Raw genomic sequence first — 22,815 nt, 5'->3', positions numbered from 1 at the left:
TTGATATGAGTTGAGTGTTTTCGCATCAATTTCATGTGAAAAGACAATTTTAGAGATGAAATCTGCAATAAAAACTATGAAAATATCAGTTCGTCAACTTATGAAATAGCTCTTTCATACCTTCTGTGGCTGTCATATTTAATAGTTTATATTGAGATGGAACACGAGAATGATCTGCTTGGGGATCTATATAGTAGGCTTCAGTGTAATTAGGAATTTCATGAACTAAAGCAGCAACAGGATAAACACTTAAGGTTGAACCAATAACAATGAAAATATCTGCTTCCTGTACTTGCTTGATGGCTTCTTCAAATGCTGGAACTGCTTCACCAAACCAAACTACATGAGGACGAAGTGGATAACCATTTGGGCAAAAGTCATGTTCTAAATCTAACTTCCAACCATTAATCTCATAAAACTGAGTTGTATATTGTGCATTTGGTCCAGAGCTTTTTGCTAGTCGAATATTACCATGTAGATGCAAGACGCTGTGGCTACCAGCACGCTCATGTAAATCATCAATATTTTGCGTAATAACCTGTACATCAAAATGAGTTTGTAGTTTGGCAATGTACTGATGAGCTTCATTTGGCTGAGCTTCTAAAATATTTTTACGGCGTTCGTTATAAAACCGTTGGACTAAAGCCGGGTTTTTGTTCCAAGCTTCTGGAGTGGCTACTTGTTGTATATCATAATTTTCCCATAGGCCATTACTGTCGCGAAAAGTACTAATTCCACTTTCAGCACTCATACCTGCACCAGAAAATACAACAAGTCTTGTCATGTTATTGATCCTAAGCATCCATTTTTGTATCTATTTTATACATATATAAAAAAACCAGTTTAAAAGTAAACTGGTTTTTATCAAATACTGAAAGCGTTGCTAACTTTTATAGACCAGCTTCATATTCTGCATTTGTTAACAGTTTTTCAACGTCTGCCATGTTGTCTGGCTTGATTTTATAAATCCATCCCTTGCCGTATGGATCTTCATTTACAAAATCCGGATCATCTTCAAGGTCTGTATTTACTTCTACTACAGTCCCAGAGACAGGGGCGTGGATATCAGAGGCCGTTTTAACTGATTCAACTACTCCAGCTTGTTCGCCAGCTGTTACTTTGCTGCCAATTTCAGGAGTCTCAACATAGACCAAGTCTCCAAGTTCATCTTGTGCATGGTCAGTAATCCCTGTAATAACAAGATCACCTTCAATTTTTACCCACTCATGTGTACGTGCATACTTCAATTCTGAAGGGTGGTTCATGACAACTCCTTAAGCTTGTGTCCAATATTTTAATAACATTATAAATAGGGGTCTTTGCGCCAGTTGCTTGGACTACGGCCACTCCAGCGTTTAAAAGCACGGCTGAAATTTGCGACATCGGAGTAACCAAGTTCATCCGCAATTTGTTCAAGACTATAATCTGTACGTGAAAGTAAAGAAGTCGCATGACGATAGCGGACTTCATCTACTAATGTTGAAAATGATGTTCCTTCAGCAGCCAACTGTCGTTTTAAAGTACGATCTGACATGTGTAAGTATTCTGCTACATTTTCTATGCTTAAGTAATGTTGTTCAGAATTACTTAGAATATCACGGACACGCATTGCCAAACGGCGACGTTCGCCTAAAGCTGATAGTTCCGCTTCACATTGATTAATAGCGATTTGACTGGCGATTGGATCTGAATTAATTAATTTAAGACCTAAATATTTTTTATCAAAGCTAGAAATTAAATGAGGTTGATTAAAGCGAATAGTGCTGCTTAATTTATTTTTATATTTATCAAAGCCTGCTGGCTCAGGAAAGTCTAAATCAACATCACCTGCTAAATCTTCGATACCTGTCATTGCTTTTGCCATTGTCATGATGCCAATAGTTAAGCCTAAAACAATTTCGGTACGAAGTGGTTCTAACTCAATATCACACTGTAATTGTAATGTGGCTTTGGGGCCGAATGTAGAAAAAAAGAGTTGTAGAAAGGGTAAGCGTAACTGGATAAAACGAGCAGCAAGAGCAATCGCTTCTGTAATATCCTTTGCTGTCATTATTGCGTAACCAATAAATCCATGAATCGAAATGCGCATTTGGGTGCCAATATGATAACCCAATGTACTTTCACCAGTGAGATTTAAGGCGTGTTTAACCAGTTCATTTGCTACAGGTGTTGAAATACGATACTCAGGGTCGGCCAATTGCTCACTAGTAAGATGAAAAGGAGCAAATAAAGTCTCATCGTTGTATCCCCAACGTGAAACAACATCTAAAAGCAATAAGCCATAGACTCCTGGAATACCTTGATCTTGACGAGCTGAGGTAATTTTCATATGCGTTCCGTTGCTCTCATCAATTCTCTACGTGCATTTCTTACACATCTTGTCATGAAATATAATTTGAGTTTATAAAAACTGTTAGACAATCATATCAACGATTCATTAAACATTCTTTTTAAAGACAACGATTTTTGTCGTCGAAATAAGTAAAACATCCCCATGTTGATTTAAGGCTTGTGTAACGTAACTTACAATACCACGATCCAATTTTGTTTTGGATGGTGTAATGGCGGAAATTTCAGCTTCAACATGAATACGATCACCTGGTCGTGTTGGACGTGGCCACCGCAGACTAGACTCTGAACCCACTAATCCGCCATGAATTGGCATACACTCTGTCCATAAACGCATCGTAATTGCAGAAGTATGCCAGCCACTAGCGGCAATACCTTTAAAGATAGGGTCTTCTTTGGCTAGCTCTTCATTTGTATGAAAAGTTTGGGGGTCATACTGGCTTGCAAACTGTTTAATTTCATCTAGTGTAATTTCATATTCACGACTAATAAAACGATCACCAACTTTTAAATCTTCTAAATAAAGCATTAATCTTGACCCTGTACTACTTTTTGCTCAATAAGAAAGCCACCAGTTTGACGTTTCCATAATTGTGCGTATATACCATTTTTGGCAATTAATTCTTCATGTGTACCTTGCTCTGCAATTTTACCTTCATCAAGAACAATTAAACGGTCCATTTGAGCAATGGTAGACAAACGGTGAGCAATTGCAATAACCGTTTTATCAACCATCAGGTCATTTAAACTAGACTGAATGGCTGCTTCAACTTCAGAATCTAGTGCACTTGTTGCTTCATCTAATATTAAAATTGGTGCATCTTTTAGGAAAACACGTGCAATAGCGATACGTTGTCTTTGACCGCCTGAAAGTTTGACACCACGTTCACCAACTTGTGCGTCATAACCAGAACGACCCTTTAGGTCTACAAGCTGGGGAATAAACTCAGCTGCTTTAGCTTTATGAACAGCACTTTGCATATCGTGATCAGTTGCATCTGGACGACCATATTTAATGTTCTCGGCAACTGAGCGATGTAGTAGGGACGTGTCTTGAGTAACTAAAGCAATATTCGCTCTCAAACTATCTTGTGTAACATCTTCAATATTTTGTCCATCAATTAAAATTGCACCTTCTTTAAGATGATAGAAGTGTAAAAGTAATTGGATGAGAGTAGACTTACCTGCACCTGAGCGCCCAACAATACCGATCTTTTCACCTGCTTTAATATGTAAATTAAAGTGATCGATAACATTTTTATTGTTATAGGCAAAAGTGACATCTTTAAATACGATTTCACCTTGTTTTACTGCAAGTGGTTTTGCTTCTGGTTTGTCTTGAATATTGATTTTTTTGCCGAGTGTTTGCATACCATCTTGAATGGTTCCAACATTTTCAAATAACGCGGACATATGCCACATCATAAACTCAGCCATACTATTAAGTTTTAAAATCATGGCTGTGGTTGCAGCAATAACACCTAAAGCCGCTAAACCTTGAGTCCATAACCAAACTGCGGTACCAATCACGCCTACAAATAAAACAGCAGAAAGCATATTAATACTAACTTCAAAAAGAGTACCTAAACGCATTTGCGCATAGACCGTTGTCATAAACTCTTTCATTGAGGCTTTTGCGTATTGGCTTTCACGGCCTGCATGGGCAAATAGTTTAACTGTTTGAATATTTGTATAGGCGTCAGTTACGCGGCCAGTCATTACGGCACGTGCATCGGCTTGTTGTTGTGACACTTTGCTTAAACGCGGAATAAAGAACCAAGCACTTAATAAAAATAAGCCCAACCAAACCATAAGTGGAATAAGTAAAGTCGGTGAAATTGCACCCAGAACAATACTAACAGTAATAAAGTAAATGCTGACGTAAGCCAACATATCGCCCAGAATAATCCAGAATTCGCGAATGGCTAAAGCTGTTTGCATAACCTTTGCTGAAAGGCGACCTGCAAAATCATTATGGAAAAAATCTAGGCTTTGTTTTAATAAAAGATTGTGAAAGCGCCAACGTAAGCGCATTGGAAAAGTGCTATATAAAATCTGATGTTTTATAATAGATTGAATATTAACAAATAAAATATTAGCAAATAAGACACTTATTAAAATAAGGATATTTGAAGCATGTTGGCTTAAAAAACTTTCAGGTTGACTTTTACTTAACCAATCTACAAGTTGTCCAATTTTTGAAAAGAGTAATGCTTCAAATGTAGCTGCACCCGCTGTACAGATAACAAGAAGCAGTAAGTATGGACGTACGCCTTCAGTAGCTTGCCAAACAAATGGGAAAAAGCGTGTTGGTAAGGGCTCATCCAGACCTTTGGTTGGATAAGGATCGACAAGTTTTTCAAACCACTTCAGCATGAATGACTACCTTTATACATCAGCTAGTTTATTAAAATTCCGCAATTTAATTTTGCAATAAAGTCAGTTAGATCAAGCTCGACAAAGATGTTGATCTTTCGGATATGTGTGAAGACACATCAAAGTTTATGTTTTATATCTTTGGCTAAAACTGACATGATTTAGACAAGACATAAAGTTGGAATCGGGAAAAGCCTAAAAGGCATGGTAAAGACAAAATGTTTTATTCATTATATCGATAATAATAGATGAAGTGGTGAATGAATTTGACCGGAATGTAATTTTTATAGTTTTTTTTAATAATTGATAAAATATTAATAATTAATTTAAAAAGTATAAGCCTTTATCGCATAATTGATAAAGGCTTGAGAAAATTACCACATTAAGTCATCTGGAATAACATACGCTGCGTATGGATCTTCTTCGTCGGTGGTTTGTTCATTTTTCTCTGCATTATTAATCAAAATAAAGCCTTGCATCTTTTGATCAATCTTTTCAGCTAAAGCCTTTGGAAGGTAAGCATACTGGTCTTGATCTTTAGCAATTACTAAGCTTCCTGTTACAAGGGCATTATAGACTTGCTGAGATAGGTAGACTTTTTTAACTTTATTTTCATCAATAAATTGATAAGCGACATCGCCAGCAAAATCAGTAATTTTGTGTTGCTTAATCATTTGAATGATTGAAGCTTTCAATGCTTTTTCTTCAAGTTGTTGTTGTTTTTCTAAATTTAGAGCTTGATCTTTTGCCAGTTTCTCTTTTTGAGCTTTTTCAATATTTGCCTTAATTTCTGCCTCATTACTTTGGCCTGTACGTTGCTCGTGTTGAGCTTGTTTGGTTAGCTTTTTCGCTTTTTTATTATCAACTAAACCAGCTTTGAGTAACTGAGCTTGTAAGGCATTTTTAACCATGACTTAATCCGAATTTGAAGAAGAACTGTGAAAATAAACAACCCAATACGAGATACTGAGAGTTAAACTCAAAATTGCTGGAAGCAAAAATGCTTGCAATTTCAAGTGGGGGTGAACTAAAGCAGCAATTATACCACCAAACAGAAAACCTGAAAAAATAAGTAGATGCAAAATTATACGACGGTTTTCAACTTTTAAACCACGTGCCATGTAACCAAGAGCAAGACCAAGGTCTGTCAAAACACCTGATAAATGAGTGGTCCGGATAATAGTACCTTTGTAATGGCTGACCATGGCATTTTGTAATCCCATGGCGACACAAGCCCATAATAATCCATATTTGGGAAAATAAGGGAGTAATAGCCAACATAGAAAAATAAATAGAGCAACTAAGCTTAAAGGAAGGCCATATCGACGGCCTAATTTAAAATGACTGTTACCTAAAATAAAGCCACTATAAAATGATCCACATACATAACACAGTATAACAAGTACTAAATATATGATGTGTTCAAATTGCCAGTTTACCAAACTCATCGCTAGCATACTGACATTACCTGTCATATGCGAAACTGACTGATGTAAAAGGGTGATTAGCCCTAATACATTAATCATTCCGGCATTTATTGCCAGTAAGAAGGCACCAATTTGGAACCAATTTGGTAAACGTTGAAATGGCATGTTCTCTAAGAGTTTTGTTTGGAGCGAATATCAACTGCGGCTGTAAATAAAACATCAGTAGATGAGTTAAGAGCCGTTTCCGTTGAATCTTGTAATACACTAATAATCATACCTACCGCAACAACTTGCATTGCAATTTCTGATGAAATACCAAATAAACTACACGCTACTGGAATTAAAAGTAGGGAGCCGCCTGCAACACCAGATGCTCCACATGCTGAAACTGTAGCGACTACTGATAAAATAATCATGGTTGCTAAATCAACATGAATTCCTAATGTGTGTACAGTTGCTAACGTAAGTACCGTAATGGTCACAGCTGCACCAGCCATGTTAACAGTAGCACCTAAAGGAATAGAAACGCTTGCAGTAGATGGGTTAACGCCTAAACGCTCAGCTAAATCGAGGTTAACCGGAATGTTAGCTGCTGAACTACGTGTAAAGAATGCCGTAATACCACTTTCTTTTAAGCATTTAAAAACGAGTGGGTATGGGTTACCACGAATTGTTAAACCTACTAAAATTGGATTAACTACAAGAGCAACAAATAACATTGTTCCTAATAGGATTGCTAATAAGTGCGCATAACTTTCGAGTGTTGCTAAACCAGCATCGGCAAAAGTCACAGCTACTAAACCGAAAATACCTACAGGTGCAAATGCAATTACTTTATGAATAATGGCACTCACTGCATGTGAAACATCATGCATGACTTGTTTGGTTGTTTCCGAACTATGACGCATTGCTAAGCCAAGACCAATAGCCCACGCCAAAATACCAATAAAATTCGCTTCACTAATTGCTTGAACAGGGTTTGCAATAAAGCTTAAAAGCAAGTTCTTTAATATGTCTGCGAGGCTTCCAGGGGCTTGTAAATTGTTATGGCTAACGCTATTGAGATAAAGCGTACTTGGAAAAGACAAGCTAGCAACTACCGCACTAAAAGCAGCTAATAGCATGCCCACAACATAAAGTAATAAGACTGGACGTAAATTTGCACTATGACCTACTTGGAAGTTGGCAATAGAAGAAAGAACCAATACAAAAACTAAAATAGGAGCAACTGATTTCAATGCTTTAATGAACAGTTCACCAAACAAGCTTAGGTAGGGTGTAACGTTTGGAAATAATAGTGCAACGCCTATCCCTAAAACAATCGCAATAATAATTTTGGTGACTAAGCTTAATCGAGAAAAGAATTCAAGCATATAAAGGCCTTATTAACCTATTCGTGGCTAAAGGTTGAACAAGCGGAGTATTTTATACTTAAGTGATCGGAATCTTAAGCTTTTTTATAGCAACTAATCGGGTTTATAAGCTGCGGTAATATTAAGTATATGTTTTTAAAATATTAAAATAATATTATTAAAGTGCCAAGAAAGATGTTTTTGCTTACATTACAATCAATAAACCAATTATGTAGACTTGGCTGTTTAGTAAATGAGTGGTTGAAGATAAAAGATGTAAAAAGAAATAGAAGAGATTATTTTTGTTTTCAATAGATTTGAATACTAGAAAAACTACGCGAATTTTCAATCCTCTTTGCTGGAACAACTACACCCGCTACCAAGTTGAAAAATCGCATATTTCAGGAAATACATTAATATTATTATAATTTTATAAGTGCAGATCAGTTACTTTATGCAATATAACTGATAAAGCATATTTAAAATTGAATGCATCTTATCATCCTTTATAGAGTAGAAAATTTGTTTGCCATCACGACGGGTTGAAACAACATCACTTTTACGTAACATCATCAATTGTTGTGAAAGGGTGGGCTGGGTAATTTGTGTTTTGTCTTCGATCTGAGAGACATTCAACTCCTCATGAGCTAAGTGACATAAAATTAATAAACGGTCAGTGTTAGCTAAAGACTTTAATGTTCCTACGACAGAATCAGCCGCATTTTTCATTTCTTCAATTTGGAGTCCATCTTTCATACTTTATACCTATATCAATATGGCCGGCATAGTATAGATTGATCTTGCAGAAATGAATGTAGCAAAACTAATCAATCCAATTGTTTTTGTTGAAAAGGTTTATAAGTGTAATTGATAAATATATAGCATTATTAAGGTAAAACAAGAATTTGTAGTTGTTTTGTGTCAAAAGTGTTGTGTTGTGTGAGAAGCGTAATTGTTAAGTATAAATGAAACAAAGTCAAAGTAAACAATCCATGTTTTAACTCTGATCAATAGTTAATTCTGATTTATGTCAAAAAAGTCGATAAAAAAAGATTGAGTTTTTACTTTTTAAAGATATAATGGATTGTGTACAGACAGGTCTGTATATTCTGGTTTGGAATCTTATTCCAAAAAGAAGTCTAACTCTAAACTAGAATGACTTTCAGACGCAGCGTGATGAATAAGAAGAAGATTCAACAACATAAGAAGAATAATATCACGCTTTATTTTTTAATGTGCAGTTTTTTCAAACTCAATTAATCTCTCCACACGTTTCCAGTAGTCATAAATTTTTACTGAACCATGTTCAACTTGAGCTTGAATGGTCATACCTTCTAAAATATTGACTAGAAGTAAAGCTAAAGGGCGGGACTCTTCAATTTTAAGTTCAATAAGCAGATCTTGCATTAGCTGGGTCAACCATATTTTATATAAGGTTGCAGGCTGGTGAGTAGAAGGGTACTGTTTTAATACTTCTTCTAGGGCTTTTTGAAACATACATCCATTAAAATCATCACTATTAAACCAATTTGAATACCATAAAAATATTGCTTTAATACGAGCTAATGGATTGTTTTCAGCTTCTTGGGAAATAGCAGCAGTAAGAGAGTTTTGCAAAAGTGAGTTTCTCAACAATAAACACTCTTCAATAAGTTTCTCTTTTGAAGGAAAGTATTTATAAAATGTCATTTTTGCTACACCAGACTCACTGATGATACGATCTACTCCTATAGAATTATAACTATATGAGTTAAAAAGTCTTAAAGCAGTGGTAATGATGTCATCTTTTTTTGACATGTTTTGATAGCCTCACACAAATATTTTGCTCTTAGCCTAAATGGTGGAATGCATAAATAAAAAGCACGAACGCGCAATTTTACATTGTATTGATTGTTATTGATAGAAAAAAATACGTTTTTTGAAAACAATAAAAGATATAAAGCCAAATGCTCTAAATATAAATTTTATATTTATTAAAAAATTTCTATATTTTACAAAGCCTGTAATAGATCATTTTTTCACTTAGCAAGATTGATTTATACCATAAACGAATAACCATAAACATGGGTTTAAAGAATGGTATATTTAAACATGTATTTATAAAAGAAAAAAGGAGAAATTTATAAATTTCTCCTTTCGTGATGATTAGCTAATATTATTCCGCAGGAGGTAGAAGCATGATAATTGAATCATTTAATAATTGAACAATATTCTCTAAAATATCTAAACTGTTTAGTTCGTTATTGAAAGGAACACTTTTTCCGTCAGCTATAGCTTTAAGTTGAGTGGCAAAAGATTCCACAATTGGTAAATCTTCTCCATTACCCCAAAAATTTAAAATACCATTTTGTTCTTTATAAAGTAGGCGAGAAGCAGGTTCTAGCAATAATTCATAGCCTTCTGACAAAATAGCATTTAAATCTTCAATTTCAATTTCATCAGGTTCTGGAATATTGTCTGGATATTTAGGCTCAGTCATGTAGGCCATAATAGCAGCATCAAGTACTGATGAGTTTTGCAACTGAGCTAAAACCAAATTTCTTAAATAAGCTAATTCTTCTGGATTGATTTCACCAACTTGAGAAATATTCTTCCGAGCAATATCTACAACTGGGTTTTGTAGTAATTCATCGGTAGCAAATTGATCGCTAATTCTATCGATCATGCCTGAAATATTAGGCATGCGAAAACCAAATGAGTAGGTTAAACACTCATCTTCTGCAACACCATAGTGAGATAATCCAGGTGGAACATATAAAAGGTCTCCAGGTGCCAAAACTTCATCAAAATGAACATCGATTTCAGATAAAAGCTTTAAAGGTTGATTAGGTACAAATTGAGTAGTTTCATCACACATTTGTCCGAGTTGCCAACGACGGTGACCGTGGCCTTGAACTAAGAACACGTCATAAAAGTCAAAATGTTTTCCGACTGAACCACCTTTAGGGGCATAAGAAACCATAATATCATCACGACGCCATTGCGGAATGAAAGGAAACTTCTTCCATAACTCGGCTAAATCAAATGAGTAATGATCAACAGCTTGTACTAAAAGCGTCCATAGTTTTGGTAGTTTTTGAAAGTCACCTTTGGTTAGTGGTGATGATTTTAAATGCCATTCATTTGGGTTCTTATCTTTTTGACGAATAAGACGAGCACTGACATGATCTTCTACAGCAAGTTCTTTTACATCATTTGGCTCTAACATGCCAATAATTTCAGGCATGGCATTGCGCACAAGTAATGGTTTTTTCTGCCAATATTCTGTTAGGAATTGTTCAGCAGTAATGCCGCCTAAAACGGTTAAAGGTTGTGTCATGGAGATAACCTATAAATAAGCTAATAAATATTAAGGAATTTGAAGTTCAAGCTGTCTTAAAATCTGACAAAGCTGAATCATGGGTAAACCCATTAAAGTGGTTTGATCTTGGCCTATCATTTTTTCAAATAGACTAATACCTAGACTTTCACACTTAAAACTTCCCGCACAATGGAAGGGTTTGTCTAACTCGATATATCTTTCGATTTCTAACTGGGTTAGATTGCGGAATTTAACTTGATAGTGATCAATAAGAGTGTGTTCAAAACCTTTTTCAAGGCACTGGACACTTAAAGCTGTACTAAAAAAGACTGTTTTACCAGAGTTGGCCGTTAATTGAGCTTTGGCATTTTCAAAGTTTAATGGCTTACCAATAAAATCATGAGGTGCATGTTCTCGCCATGCAACCTGATCTGATCCAATTACAATTGCTTGAGGATTCTGTTGAGCTATAAGCTGTGCTTTAGCAAATGCTAATCTTTTTGCTAAATCGTCGGCATGAGTCTCACCACAAGGGCTTTCATCAATATCTGGGCTAATACAGGTATATTCGAGTCTTAAACGATTCATCAAATCCTTACGCGTTTGACTACTCGATGCCAAGATAATTTTGGGTTGCTTCATCAAACTGCAAATTCCATTAACACATCTAAAGGAACATAGCTTAATACTGCTTGATGACAAGCGTGGAGTTTGATGGGGGGTGCTTGCCCAGCTTGATAAGCTTCAACCCAGCGAGTTACACAGATGCACCAGAAGTCGCCAGGCTGTAAACCCGGGAAGCCTGCCTCAGGTAGAGGTGTGATAAGATCATTTCCAATTTTTTGTGAAAAATTTAAAAACTCTGAAGTCATTTGGGCACATACAGTGTGTTGTCCAAGATCTGTTACCGCTGTATGGCAAAAACCATTTCGAAAATAACCAGTAATAGGGTCAAAACAACAGCTCGCTAAAGGTTCACCTAAAACATTTAAACGATTGATTTGTGGATCTGGATGAATAGACATAATGGATGAAATATTAGATTACTACCTCTATCATAATCAAAACTTTGGCTTTCTACAGCTTTTATGCAAAAAAACTAACCTTTTTTGATGTAATCATTTAAAATTGGCGCGTTTTTAAAATCATAAAGAGAGCTTTACATGAATTTTCAGCGTATGACTGACCTTAACTTAGCAGGTAAACGTGTACTTATTCGTGAAGATTTAAACGTTCCTGTTAAAAATGGCGTGATTACCAGCGATGCTCGTTTACGTGCAGCACTTCCAACAATAAAAGCTGCTTTAGAAAAAGGCGCTGCTGTAATGGTATTTTCGCATTTAGGTCGTCCTGTTGAAGGTGAGCCAAAGCCAGAACAATCACTTGCACCAGTTGCAGCATATTTAACTGAAGCATTAGGCCAAGAAGTTAAATTATTTACTGACTATCTTGATGGTGTAGAGGTTCAGGCTGGGCAAGTGGTTTTGCTCGAAAATGTTCGTTTTAATGTGGGTGAAAAGAAGAACAATCCTGAGCTTGCACAAAAGTATGCTGCTCTATGTGATGTATTTGTTATGGATGCATTTGGTACTGCTCACCGTGCGGAAGCTTCTACAGAAGGTGTTGCTCGTTTCGCTCCTGTTGCAGCTGCTGGCCCATTACTAGCTGCTGAATTAGATGCACTTGGTCGTGCAATGCAAACACCTGAAAAACCAATGGTTGCTATTGTTGCTGGTTCTAAAGTTTCAACAAAACTTGATGTTTTAAACTCATTGTCTACTATTTGTGATCAACTTATTGTTGGTGGGGGTATCGCAAACACCTTCTTAGCGGCAGCTGGTTACAACGTTGGTAAATCTTTATACGAAGCTGATTTGGTTGAAACTGCAAAACAAATTGCTGCTAAAGTAAGTGTTCCGCTTCCTACAGATGTTGTTGTTGCTGATGCATCTCAAATTAATTTTGAAGATTTCTTGGGTTCTTTAGCGGCAGCGGAAGCTGTTGTTAAGAAAGTTGAAGATGTAACATCAAACGATATGATTTTAGATGTTGGTCCTGAAACAGCTAAAGCTTTTGCAGAAATTTTGACTACTTCTAAAACGATTCTTTGGAATGGCCCAGTTGGTGTGTTTGAAGTTGATCAATTCGGCGAAGGTACTAAAGCACTTTCTCTTGCTGTTGCTGAATCTGATGCATTCTCGATTGCTGGCGGTGGTGATACACTTGCTGCGATCGATAAATATAATGTTGCTGACCAAATTGGCTATATTTCAACTGGTGGTGGCGCATTCCTTGAGTTCGTTGAAGGTAAAACTTTGCCAGCAGTTGCAGTTTTATTAGAACGTGCATAATAGATATATGTAAAAATAAGAAGGGGTTGGGTTCAACCCCTTTTTTCATGGATAAGTCATTAAATTGTCATATTTCTGAAATAAAATAATGAGCACTAAATCACCAATTGTGGAAAATAGTGATGAATTTAAAACTTACCTTAGCTGCTTTGTTAATTGTTCCAGTGATGTTGACTGCTTGTGGCAAAAAAGAAGAGTCTTCTAAAGCAGGACAAGATGCTGCTTCTACAGCAGTTGCTGATAAAGTAACTCCTGAACAGCAAGCTACAATTGATTCGCTTGATAAGCCAGTTTTAGATGAAAAGAATACCGATGTGGTTCAAGGTGGCGCGTCTAGCGAGCCGGCTGCTTCAGAAACTCATTAATTTGTTGTATTTTGTTAAAAAGTCCCTGCAAATGCAGGGATTTTTTTTGAAATACTGTGATTTGTTGCTGAATTGAAATAAATGACAAGGTAGAATAAGCCGCACTACCTGGGAGGATATTATGGCACTCATTTCAATGCGCCAGCTCTTGGATCACGCTGCAGAACATAACTACGGCGTACCAGCATTTAACGTAAATAACTTAGAACAAATGCGTGCAATTATGCTTGCCGCGGATGCAACCAATTCACCTGTGATTGTTCAGGCATCAGCTGGAGCTCGCAAATATGCAGGCGCTCCATTCTTGCGTCATCTTATTTTGGCTGCAATTGAAGAATGGCCGCACATTCCAGTGGTAATGCACCAAGACCATGGTACAAGTCCTGAGATCTGTCAGCGTTCAATTCAGCTTGGCTTTAGTTCTGTGATGATGGACGGTTCATTAGGTACAGATGGTAAAACACCTACATCTTACGAATACAACGTTGATGTAACTCGTAATGTTGTTGCTTTAGCACATGCATGTGGTGTTTCTGTTGAAGGTGAGATTGGCTGTTTAGGTAGCCTTGAAACTGGTATGGCTGGCGAAGAAGACGGTGTTGGTGCTGAAGGCGTACTCGATCACTCACAACTTCTTACTTCTGTTGAGGAAGCGACTCAGTTTGTTGCTGATACCAATGTAGATGCATTGGCGATTGCTGTAGGTACTTCACATGGTGCTTACAAGTTTACTCGTCCACCTACAGGCGATATCTTGGCAATTGACCGTATTAAGGAAATTCATGCGGCCTTACCAAATACTCACCTTGTTATGCATGGTTCAAGCTCTGTACCACAAGAATGGTTGAAAGTAATCAATGAATTCGGTGGTGATATTAAAGAGACTTATGGTGTGCCGGTTGAACAGCTTGTAGAAGCAATTAAACATGGTGTGCGTAAGATCAATATTGATACAGATTTACGTTTAGCATCTACTGGTGCAATTCGTCAGTTTATGGCTGAAAACCCAGCTGAATTTGATCCACGTAAATACTTTGCTAAAACTGTAGATTCAATGAAGCAAATTTGTATTGATCGTTATGAAGCGTTTGGTACAGCTGGTAATGCTGATAAGATCCGCCCAATTTCTTTAGAGAAAATGGTTGATCGTTATAAATAATTCCCGTTAGGGTTTGATTTATAGAAACCGGTTATGTAAATAACCGGTTTTTTTATTAGCTGGATTTTTATTCATAAAAAACCTGTGATAAACACAGGTTTTAATAGCAGCGAAAAGAACTTACTTTGGTAAGTTTTTCTTGTCGAGACTAGGATCTTTAATTTCTACATAGGCATTAGCACGTACTTCACGTAACCAGCTATCAACTTCGGTGTTGAATTGACGCTCACCTAGAATTTGACGTGCCATACGCTCTTGATATTCATGAGTCATATCTTTTTCGCGTTTGTCTGTCACTTGTAGGATATGCCAACCAAATTGAGTTTGGAAAGGTTCACTAATTTGACCTACAGGAATTTCCTGCATTTTTTTATCAAATTCAGGAACCATCATACCTGGTGTAACCCAGCCTAAACTACCGCCATCACGTGCTGAACCTGTATCGTTTGAATAGGTTGCTGCAAGTGTAGCAAAATCTTGTCCTGCTTTTAATCGCTTGTAAATACTATCAATAATTTGTTTCGCATTTTCAGGACTAACGACTTCAGACGGTTGAATAAGAATATGGCGAGTTTGATACTGTGTTACTAAAGCTTTTTGTTCATTTTGCTTACGTTCTAAAAGTTTTAGAACATGTACGCCATCACGTACAGAGATTAGATCAGTTGTTTGACCTTCTTGTAGCGGAGTAATGCGCGCAGCAAGTTCAGCTGGAATGTCAGAAAGAGGGCGGAACCCCATATCTGCACCTTCAACTTTCACACTTGTAGTTGAAAGCTTTTTGAGTGCATTTAAGTCATTACTTTGAGCAAGCTTCGAACGAACTTCTTTGGCTACACTCTGAACTTCTTGAGGGTTGTCCCCAGAAATTCGCATGTGAATCACATGTACTTGATTGCCAAGAGCTGCTTGTCCCTGAGGTGACTTTAAGAAATTGTCTACATCTTGATCGCTAATTTTAATGCGAGACATTACTTGTTGTTGACGTAAGCGATTGATTGCTAAATCTTCACCAATACGGCTACGTAAATTTTCATAAGTACCTGGTGCAATAGCATCTAACTTTTGTTGAAAGGCTTCTAAACTTTTGCTACCAGATTGATTTGCTACTTTAAGTACTGCTTCATTTAGACTTTTCTCATCAGGCTTAATGCCATAACGTTTTACTTGTTCAAGTTGAGCTTGACGTAAGATAAGTTGATCTAAAACCTGAAACTGTAGGTATTGTTGAGGTGGTACTTCTTTTTTTTGCGCTTGCAATTCATGGGTGGCTTCAGCCATTCCTTGTTCAAGGTCGCTTTTTAAAATTACGCTATTGTCCACAATTGCCACAACTTCATCCGCGGGTTGGGCAAAACTATGCATTGATGAAGATATTAATACAGCAAGGGTTGTTGCTTTAAAAAACTGTTTAAGATGCTTTGTCTTCATTAACGTTGTGTCCAAGATTGATTAATTTTGTTAAAACCTAACACGCGATTTTCGAGTAAAGATGCGAGTTTATTATTTAAACCGCCTAAACCTTTGAGTGTAATTTCAGCCATGATCGCACGTTTTTCACTAACATTCGAAGCTTTCGGATCATCTAGGTCGTTATAGTAAGAGCGACCATAGACTGAGATACCCCAACAGCATGATTCGTAGTTAACACCGAGTAAAATTTCACGGGCAACATCATTATCGATGTCATATTGTACGTGGCCCATAATACGCCAATTGTCTTTAATTGGTTGTATAAACGATGCAACAACTTGATCATAAGTCTCTTGACGACCAGCTATGTCTTTGCGATAGAAGTAACCTAGGTTGTAAAGGTTACCTTTGTCGCCTGTATAGTAAACTTGGAAGTCTCTCTGGGCATTATCACCATTTGACATCCATGCAGAATTGGCAGCAATTGTAAAGTTTTGGTTGAGTTGGCTCGTTAAACTTACAACAGGACCAGTATTACGTTCGGTATCAATATCATCTTGTTCGTTTAAAGTAACACGGCGATCTTCAAAGTAATAACTTTGCCCTACACTTGCACGCAAACGTTCTAAGCCTACCGTATCAAAAAGACTATAACTTACACCTAGTGATAAGAAGTTGTTGTCTTCAAGGCGGTCATGTCCATAAAAGCGGTATGGGTTAAAGAGTTGATCGTAATTAACCGATGCTGAAGTTGAGTCGAAGTTTGGATAACCATCTTGGTTCTTGTAAGGCGCATACGCATAAAATGCACGAGGGGTGATCGTTTGTAGGTATTTACCTTCGCGTTCAAAAGTTAAACCACTGTCCAAAGTAAACTGAGGTACAACAACTGATTTAGATTCCGAGCTTGCGTCTAGACCCTGTGAGGCAATACTGTCCTTATCATAGAATGTCTGTATGGAGCGTACTGAAACTTCAGGAATAACAAAGGCTGCCGGTGTTCGATAGTTATAACGTGTCGCGAACTGGTTATAAATACGCGTACCACTACTTTCCTGAGCAGAACCGTCATTAATTGATTTTTTAAAGTATGCCGTATCGTTATTAAATTCGTATTGTAATCCCTGTGGGTTACCAGTGACATAATTTAATAAGAATTGTGGTAAACGTGCATAAGGTTTATTTGCATCCAAGATTGTTGGATCTAGTGTTTGGAAGTCTTCAACTTTAAGCTGCGCTTTTAAGCCAGGAATACCGTGCTGATAGTTAAGTTCCCAAGCTCTACGTAAATTTACATCAGTTTTAGAGTTTGGGCTGTTATCTAAATCAGCAAAATAATCTTTATCCGATGCATAACGATATTCAAGATTGGTTGACCACTGATCGTTAATATCCCAGTTATGAAGGAAGTTAAAGTTTTTACGATCTTGATCATCGTATTTTTTATCAGATGGAAGTATACCGCCCCATATTTGACCAGAACCGAAGCCATCAGTTAAATATCTAAACGAACCTTGCAGCATTGCACCACGGTCTGCTAAATAACGTGGAGTCACGGTTGCATCATAATTAGGTGCAAGGTTTAAATAAACAGGTACTGAAAGTTCAACGCCACCATCGTTTGAGAACCCAAACTGAGGGTTGAGGATACCCGTGGTTCGGCGGTCATCGATTGGAAAGTTGAAATATGGAACGGCAATAACTGGAACATCTTTAACATAGATTTTTGTTCCACGCGTAACACCGCGACCAGTTTCCTGATTGAGCTCAATTTTATTTGCTTGGATCTTCCATGCAGGTTTTTGACCTGGAGGGCAAGTGGTATATGTTGCATCGTTAAGAACCATCACATTTGGAGAGGTTTTTTCGATTTTTCCAGCATGACCATGGGCATGTTGTTGTTCAGCAATATAAAAACTATTGTCTAAATTACCAGTCTGAGTCTTTAGATTGTAATCAATTTCGTCACTTTGAGAGAGTAAGCCACCTTGAGCCAACTGTACTCGGCCTTTTGCATGTGCAAATGTTTGAGTTTTATCAATGGTCACTTTGTCGGCACGAACCGTGCGACCTTCTTGATCAATTACCACATTTCCTTCTAACACCGAGTCGCCAGCAGGGTTGTAATGACCATAATCAGCCGTAACGACCGAAGTGGTTTTGTCTGCATCTAACGCTTTGGTTTCAGGATTAATAGGGGTAATCCAAGTTCCTTGACAAAATGCCGAACTCAAATATTTATTATTGCGCAACTGCGCCTCAGGTGCAGATTTATCAACATAATATTGTTGAAAGAATTCCTGTCCTGGATAGGCTTCCTTAATACTCGCCTTAAGTTGATTATTGTCTATGTTGGAGACAACATCAGCTGACTCAGCATAACTTGATTGTATGGAGCCACTACATAAGAGCGTAAAAATAGCGGTCGCTAAAGGATTAAATTTAAACTGATGCTTCATTGTCTCATTAACCAAGTATGCTAATTCACAATTAATTATTGTCGCATCATAGAGAAAAAGTTTATAAGTGGCTACACTTAACCCTTCAAAAATCTCAGCTTGTTTTAGATTTTATTGCAAATGAATACACAACGTGAACAATTGATACATACATGGCTTACATCTGTTCTTGAAAATGATCAATTTCAGATCGCTTTTTTAGCAGGTGATGCGAGCTTCCGCCGTTATGCTCGCATTCAGTTACAAAATAAAACATATATGCTTATGGATGCGCCTCCTGAAAAAGAAGACTGTGTTCCGTTTGTGACGATTGACGAGTTTTTTGCGGGTAATGGAGTTCGGGTACCCCAAATTATTGCAAAGGATCTTACTCAAGGTTTTCTTTTGTTAGAAGACTTTGGGGATGTGCTGTTATCTACATTATTAAATGATGAGACAGTAGATCAGTATTATGAACAAAGCTTTAAGCAGCTCGTTCATTTGCAATCGATTAATGGCACTGACAATTTTCCAGCTTATTCTTATGAAAAGTTAATGTCAGAAATGCACTTATTGACAGACTGGATGTTGCCATCACTTGGAATTCATCCAACGGCTGAGCAAAAGAAAATTATTGATAATGCTTTTGATTTTTTGGCTCAATCAGCACTAGCTCAACCTCAGGTTATTGTACATCGCGATTTTCATAGCCGTAATTTGATGAAGATTGCAAGCGAAGACGAATTGGGTGTAATCGATTTCCAAGACGCGGTTATTGGTGCCGATACCTATGATTTAATCTCGATTACACGTGATGCATATGTGCAGTGGAACGCTGAGCATGTTTATCAATGGTTTAAAGTTTTCTATGAGCTTTTACCAGCCTCTGCTAAACAAAACCGAAGTTTTGAGCAATTTAAACGTGATGCTGATTTAATGGCAATTCAACGCCATATCAAAATTTTGGGTATTTTTGTCCGCTTATTCGAGCGAGATGGTAAGTCTGGATACCTAAAAGATTTACCGCGAGTGATGTGGTATTTACTTGAGGAAAGTCGTGGTTACGCTGAGCTTGAAGAATTCATGTCATTTGTAAATAACATAGTGATGCCTAAGTTTATCGAGAAATATGGTAGCTATGAGGTAGCAGCATAATGAAAGCAATGATTCTTGCTGCAGGTTTGGGTAATCGTATGCGTCCACTCACGCTATATACGCCAAAGCCTCTGCTTGAGGTAGGCGGTAAGCCACTTATTGTATGGCATATTGAGAAACTCAAAAAAACTGGTGTGACTGAAATAGTCATCAATTCGGCGTGGTTGGCTGATAAGCTGATTAGTAGTTTAGGAGATGGTTCTCAATTTGGTGTGGACATCCGTTGGACACGAGAAGAAGAAGGCCTTGAAACAGCTGGCGGCATTATTAATGCTTTGCCACTACTTGGAACGGATCCTTTTATTCTAGTGAATGGTGATGTTTGGACCACGTTGGATTTTGAAGCTCTGCGCGATATTAACCTAAATGATGATTTAGCACACCTTGTATTGGTTGATAATCCTAAACAACATCCTGAAGGCGACTTTACATTATTGGATGGGCGCGCTTTTGCATTCGATCAGGATGTGAAGGGTGAGAATCTAACTTTTAGTGGTGTGTCTGTTATTCATCCTAAGCTTTTTGATGGATTGGAACCTGGTAAACGTCCTTTAGCTCCGCTATTGAAGCAATCAATGCAAAATCAAAAGGTATCCGCTGAAAAGCTTAAAGGTGCATGGGTGGATGTAGGGACGCCAGAGCGCTTAATGGAGCTAGATTTGCAAATTCGTGAAGGCTTCTACGATTAACTGCGTAATCCCTAATCGTTAAATAGTGTTCCACGATGCATAAATGGGTATACTTTGTTTTAAATTTTACTTAGATGTTATCTGTTTATGCATCCGTTTTTTCAAGAGTTACAACAGGGTAGTCAAAAATTAGGTTTATCGCTTAGCGATGAAGCTTTGGCGTTATTGTTAAAGTATCAAGATGCTTTGGTACTTTGGAACAAAGCTTATAATCTAACAGCGATTCGTGATCCGAAAGAAATGTTAGTGAAGCATTTGTTAGATAGCCTAAGTATTTTGAAAGACTTACCAGCAGGGCGCTTGCTAGATGTAGGTACAGGTGGTGGCATGCCAGGCATGATCATTGCTTTATGTCAGCCTGAACGTTCTTGTGTATTGCTTGATTCAAATGGTAAGAAAATTCGCTTTTTGAAACAGTTTATTGCTGACCTTAAGCTTAAAAACGTAGTAGCTGTGCAAACACGTGTTGAAAATCAAGAAACAATTGATGAGCTTGGTCAGTTCGATGTGATTACAAGTCGTGCATTTGCATCACTAACTGATTTTGTTGATGCTGCGCGTCCATATTTACATGAGCAGAGCATAATTGCTGCAATGAAAGGACTCATTCCATTTGAAGAAATGGAAGAGCTTAAGCAGGAGTTTTCATGTAAAGTAATTGAACTGCATGTACCAAGACTTGATGAACAACGTCATTTACTTTTACTTCAACGAATTTAAATAAAAAGTATTAGGGTTACCATGGCTCAAATTATTGCGATTGCAAACCAAAAAGGTGGTGTTGGTAAAACAACGACTGCAGTAAATCTTGCAGCGTCACTAGCTGTATTGAAAAAACGTGTGTTACTTGTCGATATAGATTCGCAAGGTAATGCAACGATGGGGTCTGGAATTCAAAAGAATGATCTGCTTTATTCAATTACTGATGTTTTATTGGGTGAAGTTCCAATCGAAACAGCAATTCAAAAGGCAGAGGTTGGATATAAGGTTTTAGGCGCGAACCGTGAGCTTTCAGGCGTTGAGTTGGCAATTGCGGAACAAGAAGGACGTGAATTCATTTTAAAGAATGCACTAAATGAAATCAGAAATTCATTTGATTACATTATTGTTGACTGTGCACCTAGCTTAAGTTTAATTACAGTGAATGCGTTAGCGGCGGTAGATAGTGTAATCATTCCTATGCAATGTGAGTACTACGCATTAGAAGGTTTGGCAGATTTAACTCAAACTATCGATCGTATTCAAAAAGCTTTAAATCCTGATTTAGAAATCATTGGTGTGTTACGTACTATGTATGATGCACGTAATGCTTTGACACGTGATGTGTCAGCTGAGTTGGAGCAGTTTTTTGGTAAAAAACTCTACGATACCGTGATTCCACGTAACGTTCGATTGGCGGAAGCGCCTGCACATGGTTTACCAGTTATCTATTTTGAGAAAAGTTCTAAAGGTGCAGTTGCATACTTAAATCTTGCAGCTGAGATGTTAAAGAAAAGTAAAGTGAAGAAAGGAAGTAAAGTATGAGCATCAAAAAACGCGGATTGGCGAAAGGACGTGGTTTAGATGCATTACTTGGTTCAATTCAAAAAGAAAAATTACAACTCGAAGCTCAAGCGCTTGATCATGGTCAATTAAAGCAAATTGATGTGAATTTATTGAAACGTGGTGAATATCAGCCACGTCGTTTTATTCATGAACATGATTTGCAAGAGTTAGCATCATCTATTGAAAAGCATGGGGTAATGCAGCCAATCGTTATCCGCCCTGTAGATGATGAAGCTCATCCTTACGAAATCATTGCAGGTGAGCGTCGTTGGCGTGCTGCACAAATTGCCGGTTTAACTGAAATTCCTGCAATTGTTCGTGATTTAAATGACCAAGTTGCCATTGCTTTAGCACTGATTGAAAACATTCAGCGTCAAGATTTAAACCCTATTGATCAAGCCTTAGCACTGCAACGTTTTCATGATGAGTTTGGTTTAAGTCATCAGGAAATCGCTGATACTGTCGGTAAAGCAAGAACAACGGTGAGTAATTTACTGCGTTTATTAAGCTTGGCTGATGATATTAAAGAGTTTATGCAACAGGGCCAGCTTGATATGGGGCATGCTCGTGCCATTTTGACTTTAAAAGGCAAAGAGCAGCTTGAAGTTGCCAAAATTGTTATCGAAAAAGGATTATCTGTTCGTCAGACTGAACAGTTAGTGCGCGATTGGAATGAGCCTAAACAGGAAAAAGAAAAAACTCCTGTTGCACCAGACATTGAGCAATTAACGCAAAAATTATCTGAGCGATTTGGTGCCAATGTTAAAATTGATCATAACCAGAAAGGTAAAGGTAAGCTTGTTATTCATTATCATTCACTCGATGAGTTAGATGGTATTTTGAATATTTGTTTGCCAGAGTAATTCTAAGTTAGGTCATATATTTCTAATTTATA

At 37.4% G+C, this 22,815-nt stretch carries 23 protein-coding genes; 8 read left to right on the top strand and 15 right to left on the bottom strand.

The genetic code is table 11. The features are described from left to right. Nucleotides 1–85: 85 nt before the first annotated feature. From NE363_RS10430 to NE363_RS10370, 13 genes are all read right to left on the bottom strand, one after another. Entirely contained in the window at nucleotides 86–793 is a 708-nt protein-coding gene (locus tag NE363_RS10430) for an SIR2 family NAD-dependent protein deacylase (RefSeq protein ID WP_445536380.1), read from the bottom strand. Between the two features lie 97 nt (nucleotides 794–890). Next, a complete protein-coding gene (gene gcvH / locus NE363_RS10425) occupies nucleotides 891–1,265 on the bottom strand; it encodes a glycine cleavage system protein GcvH (protein ID WP_019458970.1) in 375 nt (124 codons plus the stop codon). 38 nt (nucleotides 1,266–1,303) lie between these two features. Then, on the bottom strand, nucleotides 1,304–2,329 hold the full coding sequence (locus tag NE363_RS10420; RefSeq protein WP_445534984.1) for an AraC family transcriptional regulator ligand-binding domain-containing protein: 1,026 nt from the start codon (nucleotides 2,327–2,329) through the stop codon (nucleotides 1,304–1,306). Nucleotides 2,330–2,437: 108 nt separating this feature from the next. Then, complete coding sequence (locus tag NE363_RS10415; RefSeq protein WP_348900319.1) at nucleotides 2,438–2,878, bottom strand: MaoC family dehydratase; 441 nt, start codon at nucleotides 2,876–2,878, stop codon at nucleotides 2,438–2,440. Further along, on the bottom strand, nucleotides 2,878–4,725 hold the full coding sequence (locus NE363_RS10410; protein ID WP_191014870.1) for an ABC transporter ATP-binding protein: 1,848 nt from the start codon (nucleotides 4,723–4,725) through the stop codon (nucleotides 2,878–2,880). Before NE363_RS10410 ends, NE363_RS10415 begins: the two co-directional genes overlap by 1 nt. A 374-nt stretch (nucleotides 4,726–5,099) precedes the next feature. Next, nucleotides 5,100–5,636: a DUF2058 domain-containing protein gene (locus NE363_RS10405; protein WP_004702033.1), complete on the bottom strand. Its 537-nt coding sequence runs from the start codon at nucleotides 5,634–5,636 to the stop codon at nucleotides 5,100–5,102. A gap of 3 nt (nucleotides 5,637–5,639) precedes the next feature. Further along, a complete protein-coding gene (locus NE363_RS10400; protein ID WP_445534983.1) occupies nucleotides 5,640–6,317 on the bottom strand; it encodes a YoaK family protein in 678 nt (225 codons plus the stop codon). 5 nt (nucleotides 6,318–6,322) lie between these two features. After that, nucleotides 6,323–7,525 carry a serine/threonine transporter SstT gene (gene sstT, locus NE363_RS10395; protein WP_191102665.1) on the bottom strand — a complete coding sequence of 401 codons (1,203 nt, stop codon included), beginning with the start codon at nucleotides 7,523–7,525 and terminating at the stop codon, nucleotides 6,323–6,325. A 426-nt stretch (nucleotides 7,526–7,951) separates the two neighbouring features. Next, nucleotides 7,952–8,260 carry an ArsR/SmtB family transcription factor gene (locus NE363_RS10390; protein WP_004702027.1) on the bottom strand — a complete coding sequence of 103 codons (309 nt, stop codon included), beginning with the start codon at nucleotides 8,258–8,260 and terminating at the stop codon, nucleotides 7,952–7,954. Between the two features lie 474 nt (nucleotides 8,261–8,734). Further along, nucleotides 8,735–9,301, bottom strand: coding sequence for a TetR/AcrR family transcriptional regulator (locus NE363_RS10385; RefSeq protein WP_445534982.1), 567 nt, complete (start codon nucleotides 9,299–9,301; stop codon nucleotides 8,735–8,737). A gap of 358 nt (nucleotides 9,302–9,659) precedes the next feature. Beyond that, a complete protein-coding gene (locus NE363_RS10380; protein ID WP_445534981.1) occupies nucleotides 9,660–10,823 on the bottom strand; it encodes a ribosomal protein uL16 3-hydroxylase in 1,164 nt (387 codons plus the stop codon). 30 nt (nucleotides 10,824–10,853) lie between these two features. After that, complete coding sequence (locus NE363_RS10375) at nucleotides 10,854–11,447, bottom strand: Maf family protein (RefSeq protein WP_068934630.1); 594 nt, start codon at nucleotides 11,445–11,447, stop codon at nucleotides 10,854–10,856. Continuing rightward, a complete protein-coding gene (locus tag NE363_RS10370; protein WP_004702019.1) occupies nucleotides 11,447–11,830 on the bottom strand; it encodes a DUF2237 family protein in 384 nt (127 codons plus the stop codon). Before NE363_RS10370 ends, NE363_RS10375 begins: the two co-directional genes overlap by 1 nt. 138 nt (nucleotides 11,831–11,968) lie before the next feature. Between NE363_RS10370 and NE363_RS10365 the strand changes: the two genes are divergently transcribed. The 3 genes from NE363_RS10365 (at nucleotide 11,969) to fba (ending at nucleotide 14,680) form a co-directional block, all read left to right on the top strand. Next, the gene (locus NE363_RS10365) at nucleotides 11,969–13,156 is read left to right on the top strand and encodes a phosphoglycerate kinase (RefSeq protein ID WP_019458979.1); all 1,188 of its coding nucleotides are present in this window, start codon (nucleotides 11,969–11,971) and stop codon (nucleotides 13,154–13,156) included. Nucleotides 13,157–13,278: 122 nt separating this feature from the next. After that, nucleotides 13,279–13,521, top strand: a complete 243-nt coding sequence (locus NE363_RS10360) for a hypothetical protein (protein ID WP_445534980.1) — start codon at nucleotides 13,279–13,281, stop codon at nucleotides 13,519–13,521. Nucleotides 13,522–13,642: 121 nt separating this feature from the next. After that, nucleotides 13,643–14,680 (top strand): class II fructose-bisphosphate aldolase, encoded by a 1,038-nt coding sequence (gene fba / locus NE363_RS10355; protein WP_004702014.1) that lies wholly within the window; start codon nucleotides 13,643–13,645, stop codon nucleotides 14,678–14,680. Between the two features lie 120 nt (nucleotides 14,681–14,800). Here the strand turns inward: fba and NE363_RS10350 are convergent, their stop codons facing one another. Then, nucleotides 14,801–16,111 (bottom strand): peptidylprolyl isomerase, encoded by a 1,311-nt coding sequence (locus tag NE363_RS10350; RefSeq protein WP_107973444.1) that lies wholly within the window; start codon nucleotides 16,109–16,111, stop codon nucleotides 14,801–14,803. After that, on the bottom strand, nucleotides 16,111–18,552 hold the full coding sequence (locus NE363_RS10345) for an LPS-assembly protein LptD (protein WP_068934628.1): 2,442 nt from the start codon (nucleotides 18,550–18,552) through the stop codon (nucleotides 16,111–16,113). The genes NE363_RS10350 and NE363_RS10345 overlap by 1 nt, the downstream gene beginning before the upstream one ends. Nucleotides 18,553–18,672: 120 nt before the next feature. Between NE363_RS10345 and NE363_RS10340 the strand changes: the two genes are divergently transcribed. The 5 genes from NE363_RS10340 to NE363_RS10320 all read left to right on the top strand — a co-directional run bounded on the left by NE363_RS10340 (nucleotide 18,673) and on the right by NE363_RS10320 (nucleotide 22,783). Continuing rightward, entirely contained in the window at nucleotides 18,673–19,686 is a 1,014-nt protein-coding gene (locus tag NE363_RS10340) for an aminoglycoside phosphotransferase family protein (protein WP_191000194.1), read from the top strand. After that, a complete protein-coding gene (gene murU, locus NE363_RS10335; protein ID WP_445534979.1) occupies nucleotides 19,686–20,375 on the top strand; it encodes an N-acetylmuramate alpha-1-phosphate uridylyltransferase MurU in 690 nt (229 codons plus the stop codon). Before NE363_RS10340 ends, murU begins: the two co-directional genes overlap by 1 nt. An 87-nt stretch (nucleotides 20,376–20,462) precedes the next feature. Further along, nucleotides 20,463–21,095 carry a 16S rRNA (guanine(527)-N(7))-methyltransferase RsmG gene (rsmG, locus tag NE363_RS10330; RefSeq protein ID WP_019458985.1) on the top strand — a complete coding sequence of 211 codons (633 nt, stop codon included), beginning with the start codon at nucleotides 20,463–20,465 and terminating at the stop codon, nucleotides 21,093–21,095. Nucleotides 21,096–21,116: 21 nt separating this feature from the next. Further along, nucleotides 21,117–21,899 carry a ParA family protein gene (locus tag NE363_RS10325; protein ID WP_004702001.1) on the top strand — a complete coding sequence of 261 codons (783 nt, stop codon included), beginning with the start codon at nucleotides 21,117–21,119 and terminating at the stop codon, nucleotides 21,897–21,899. Then, nucleotides 21,896–22,783 (top strand): ParB/RepB/Spo0J family partition protein, encoded by an 888-nt coding sequence (locus NE363_RS10320; RefSeq protein ID WP_049063485.1) that lies wholly within the window; start codon nucleotides 21,896–21,898, stop codon nucleotides 22,781–22,783. Before NE363_RS10325 ends, NE363_RS10320 begins: the two co-directional genes overlap by 4 nt. Nucleotides 22,784–22,815 lie beyond the last annotated feature (32 nt).

It is taken from the genome of Acinetobacter sp. G18 (genome assembly GCF_052660225.1).
This window is presented reverse-complemented; position numbering and strand designations above follow the sequence as displayed.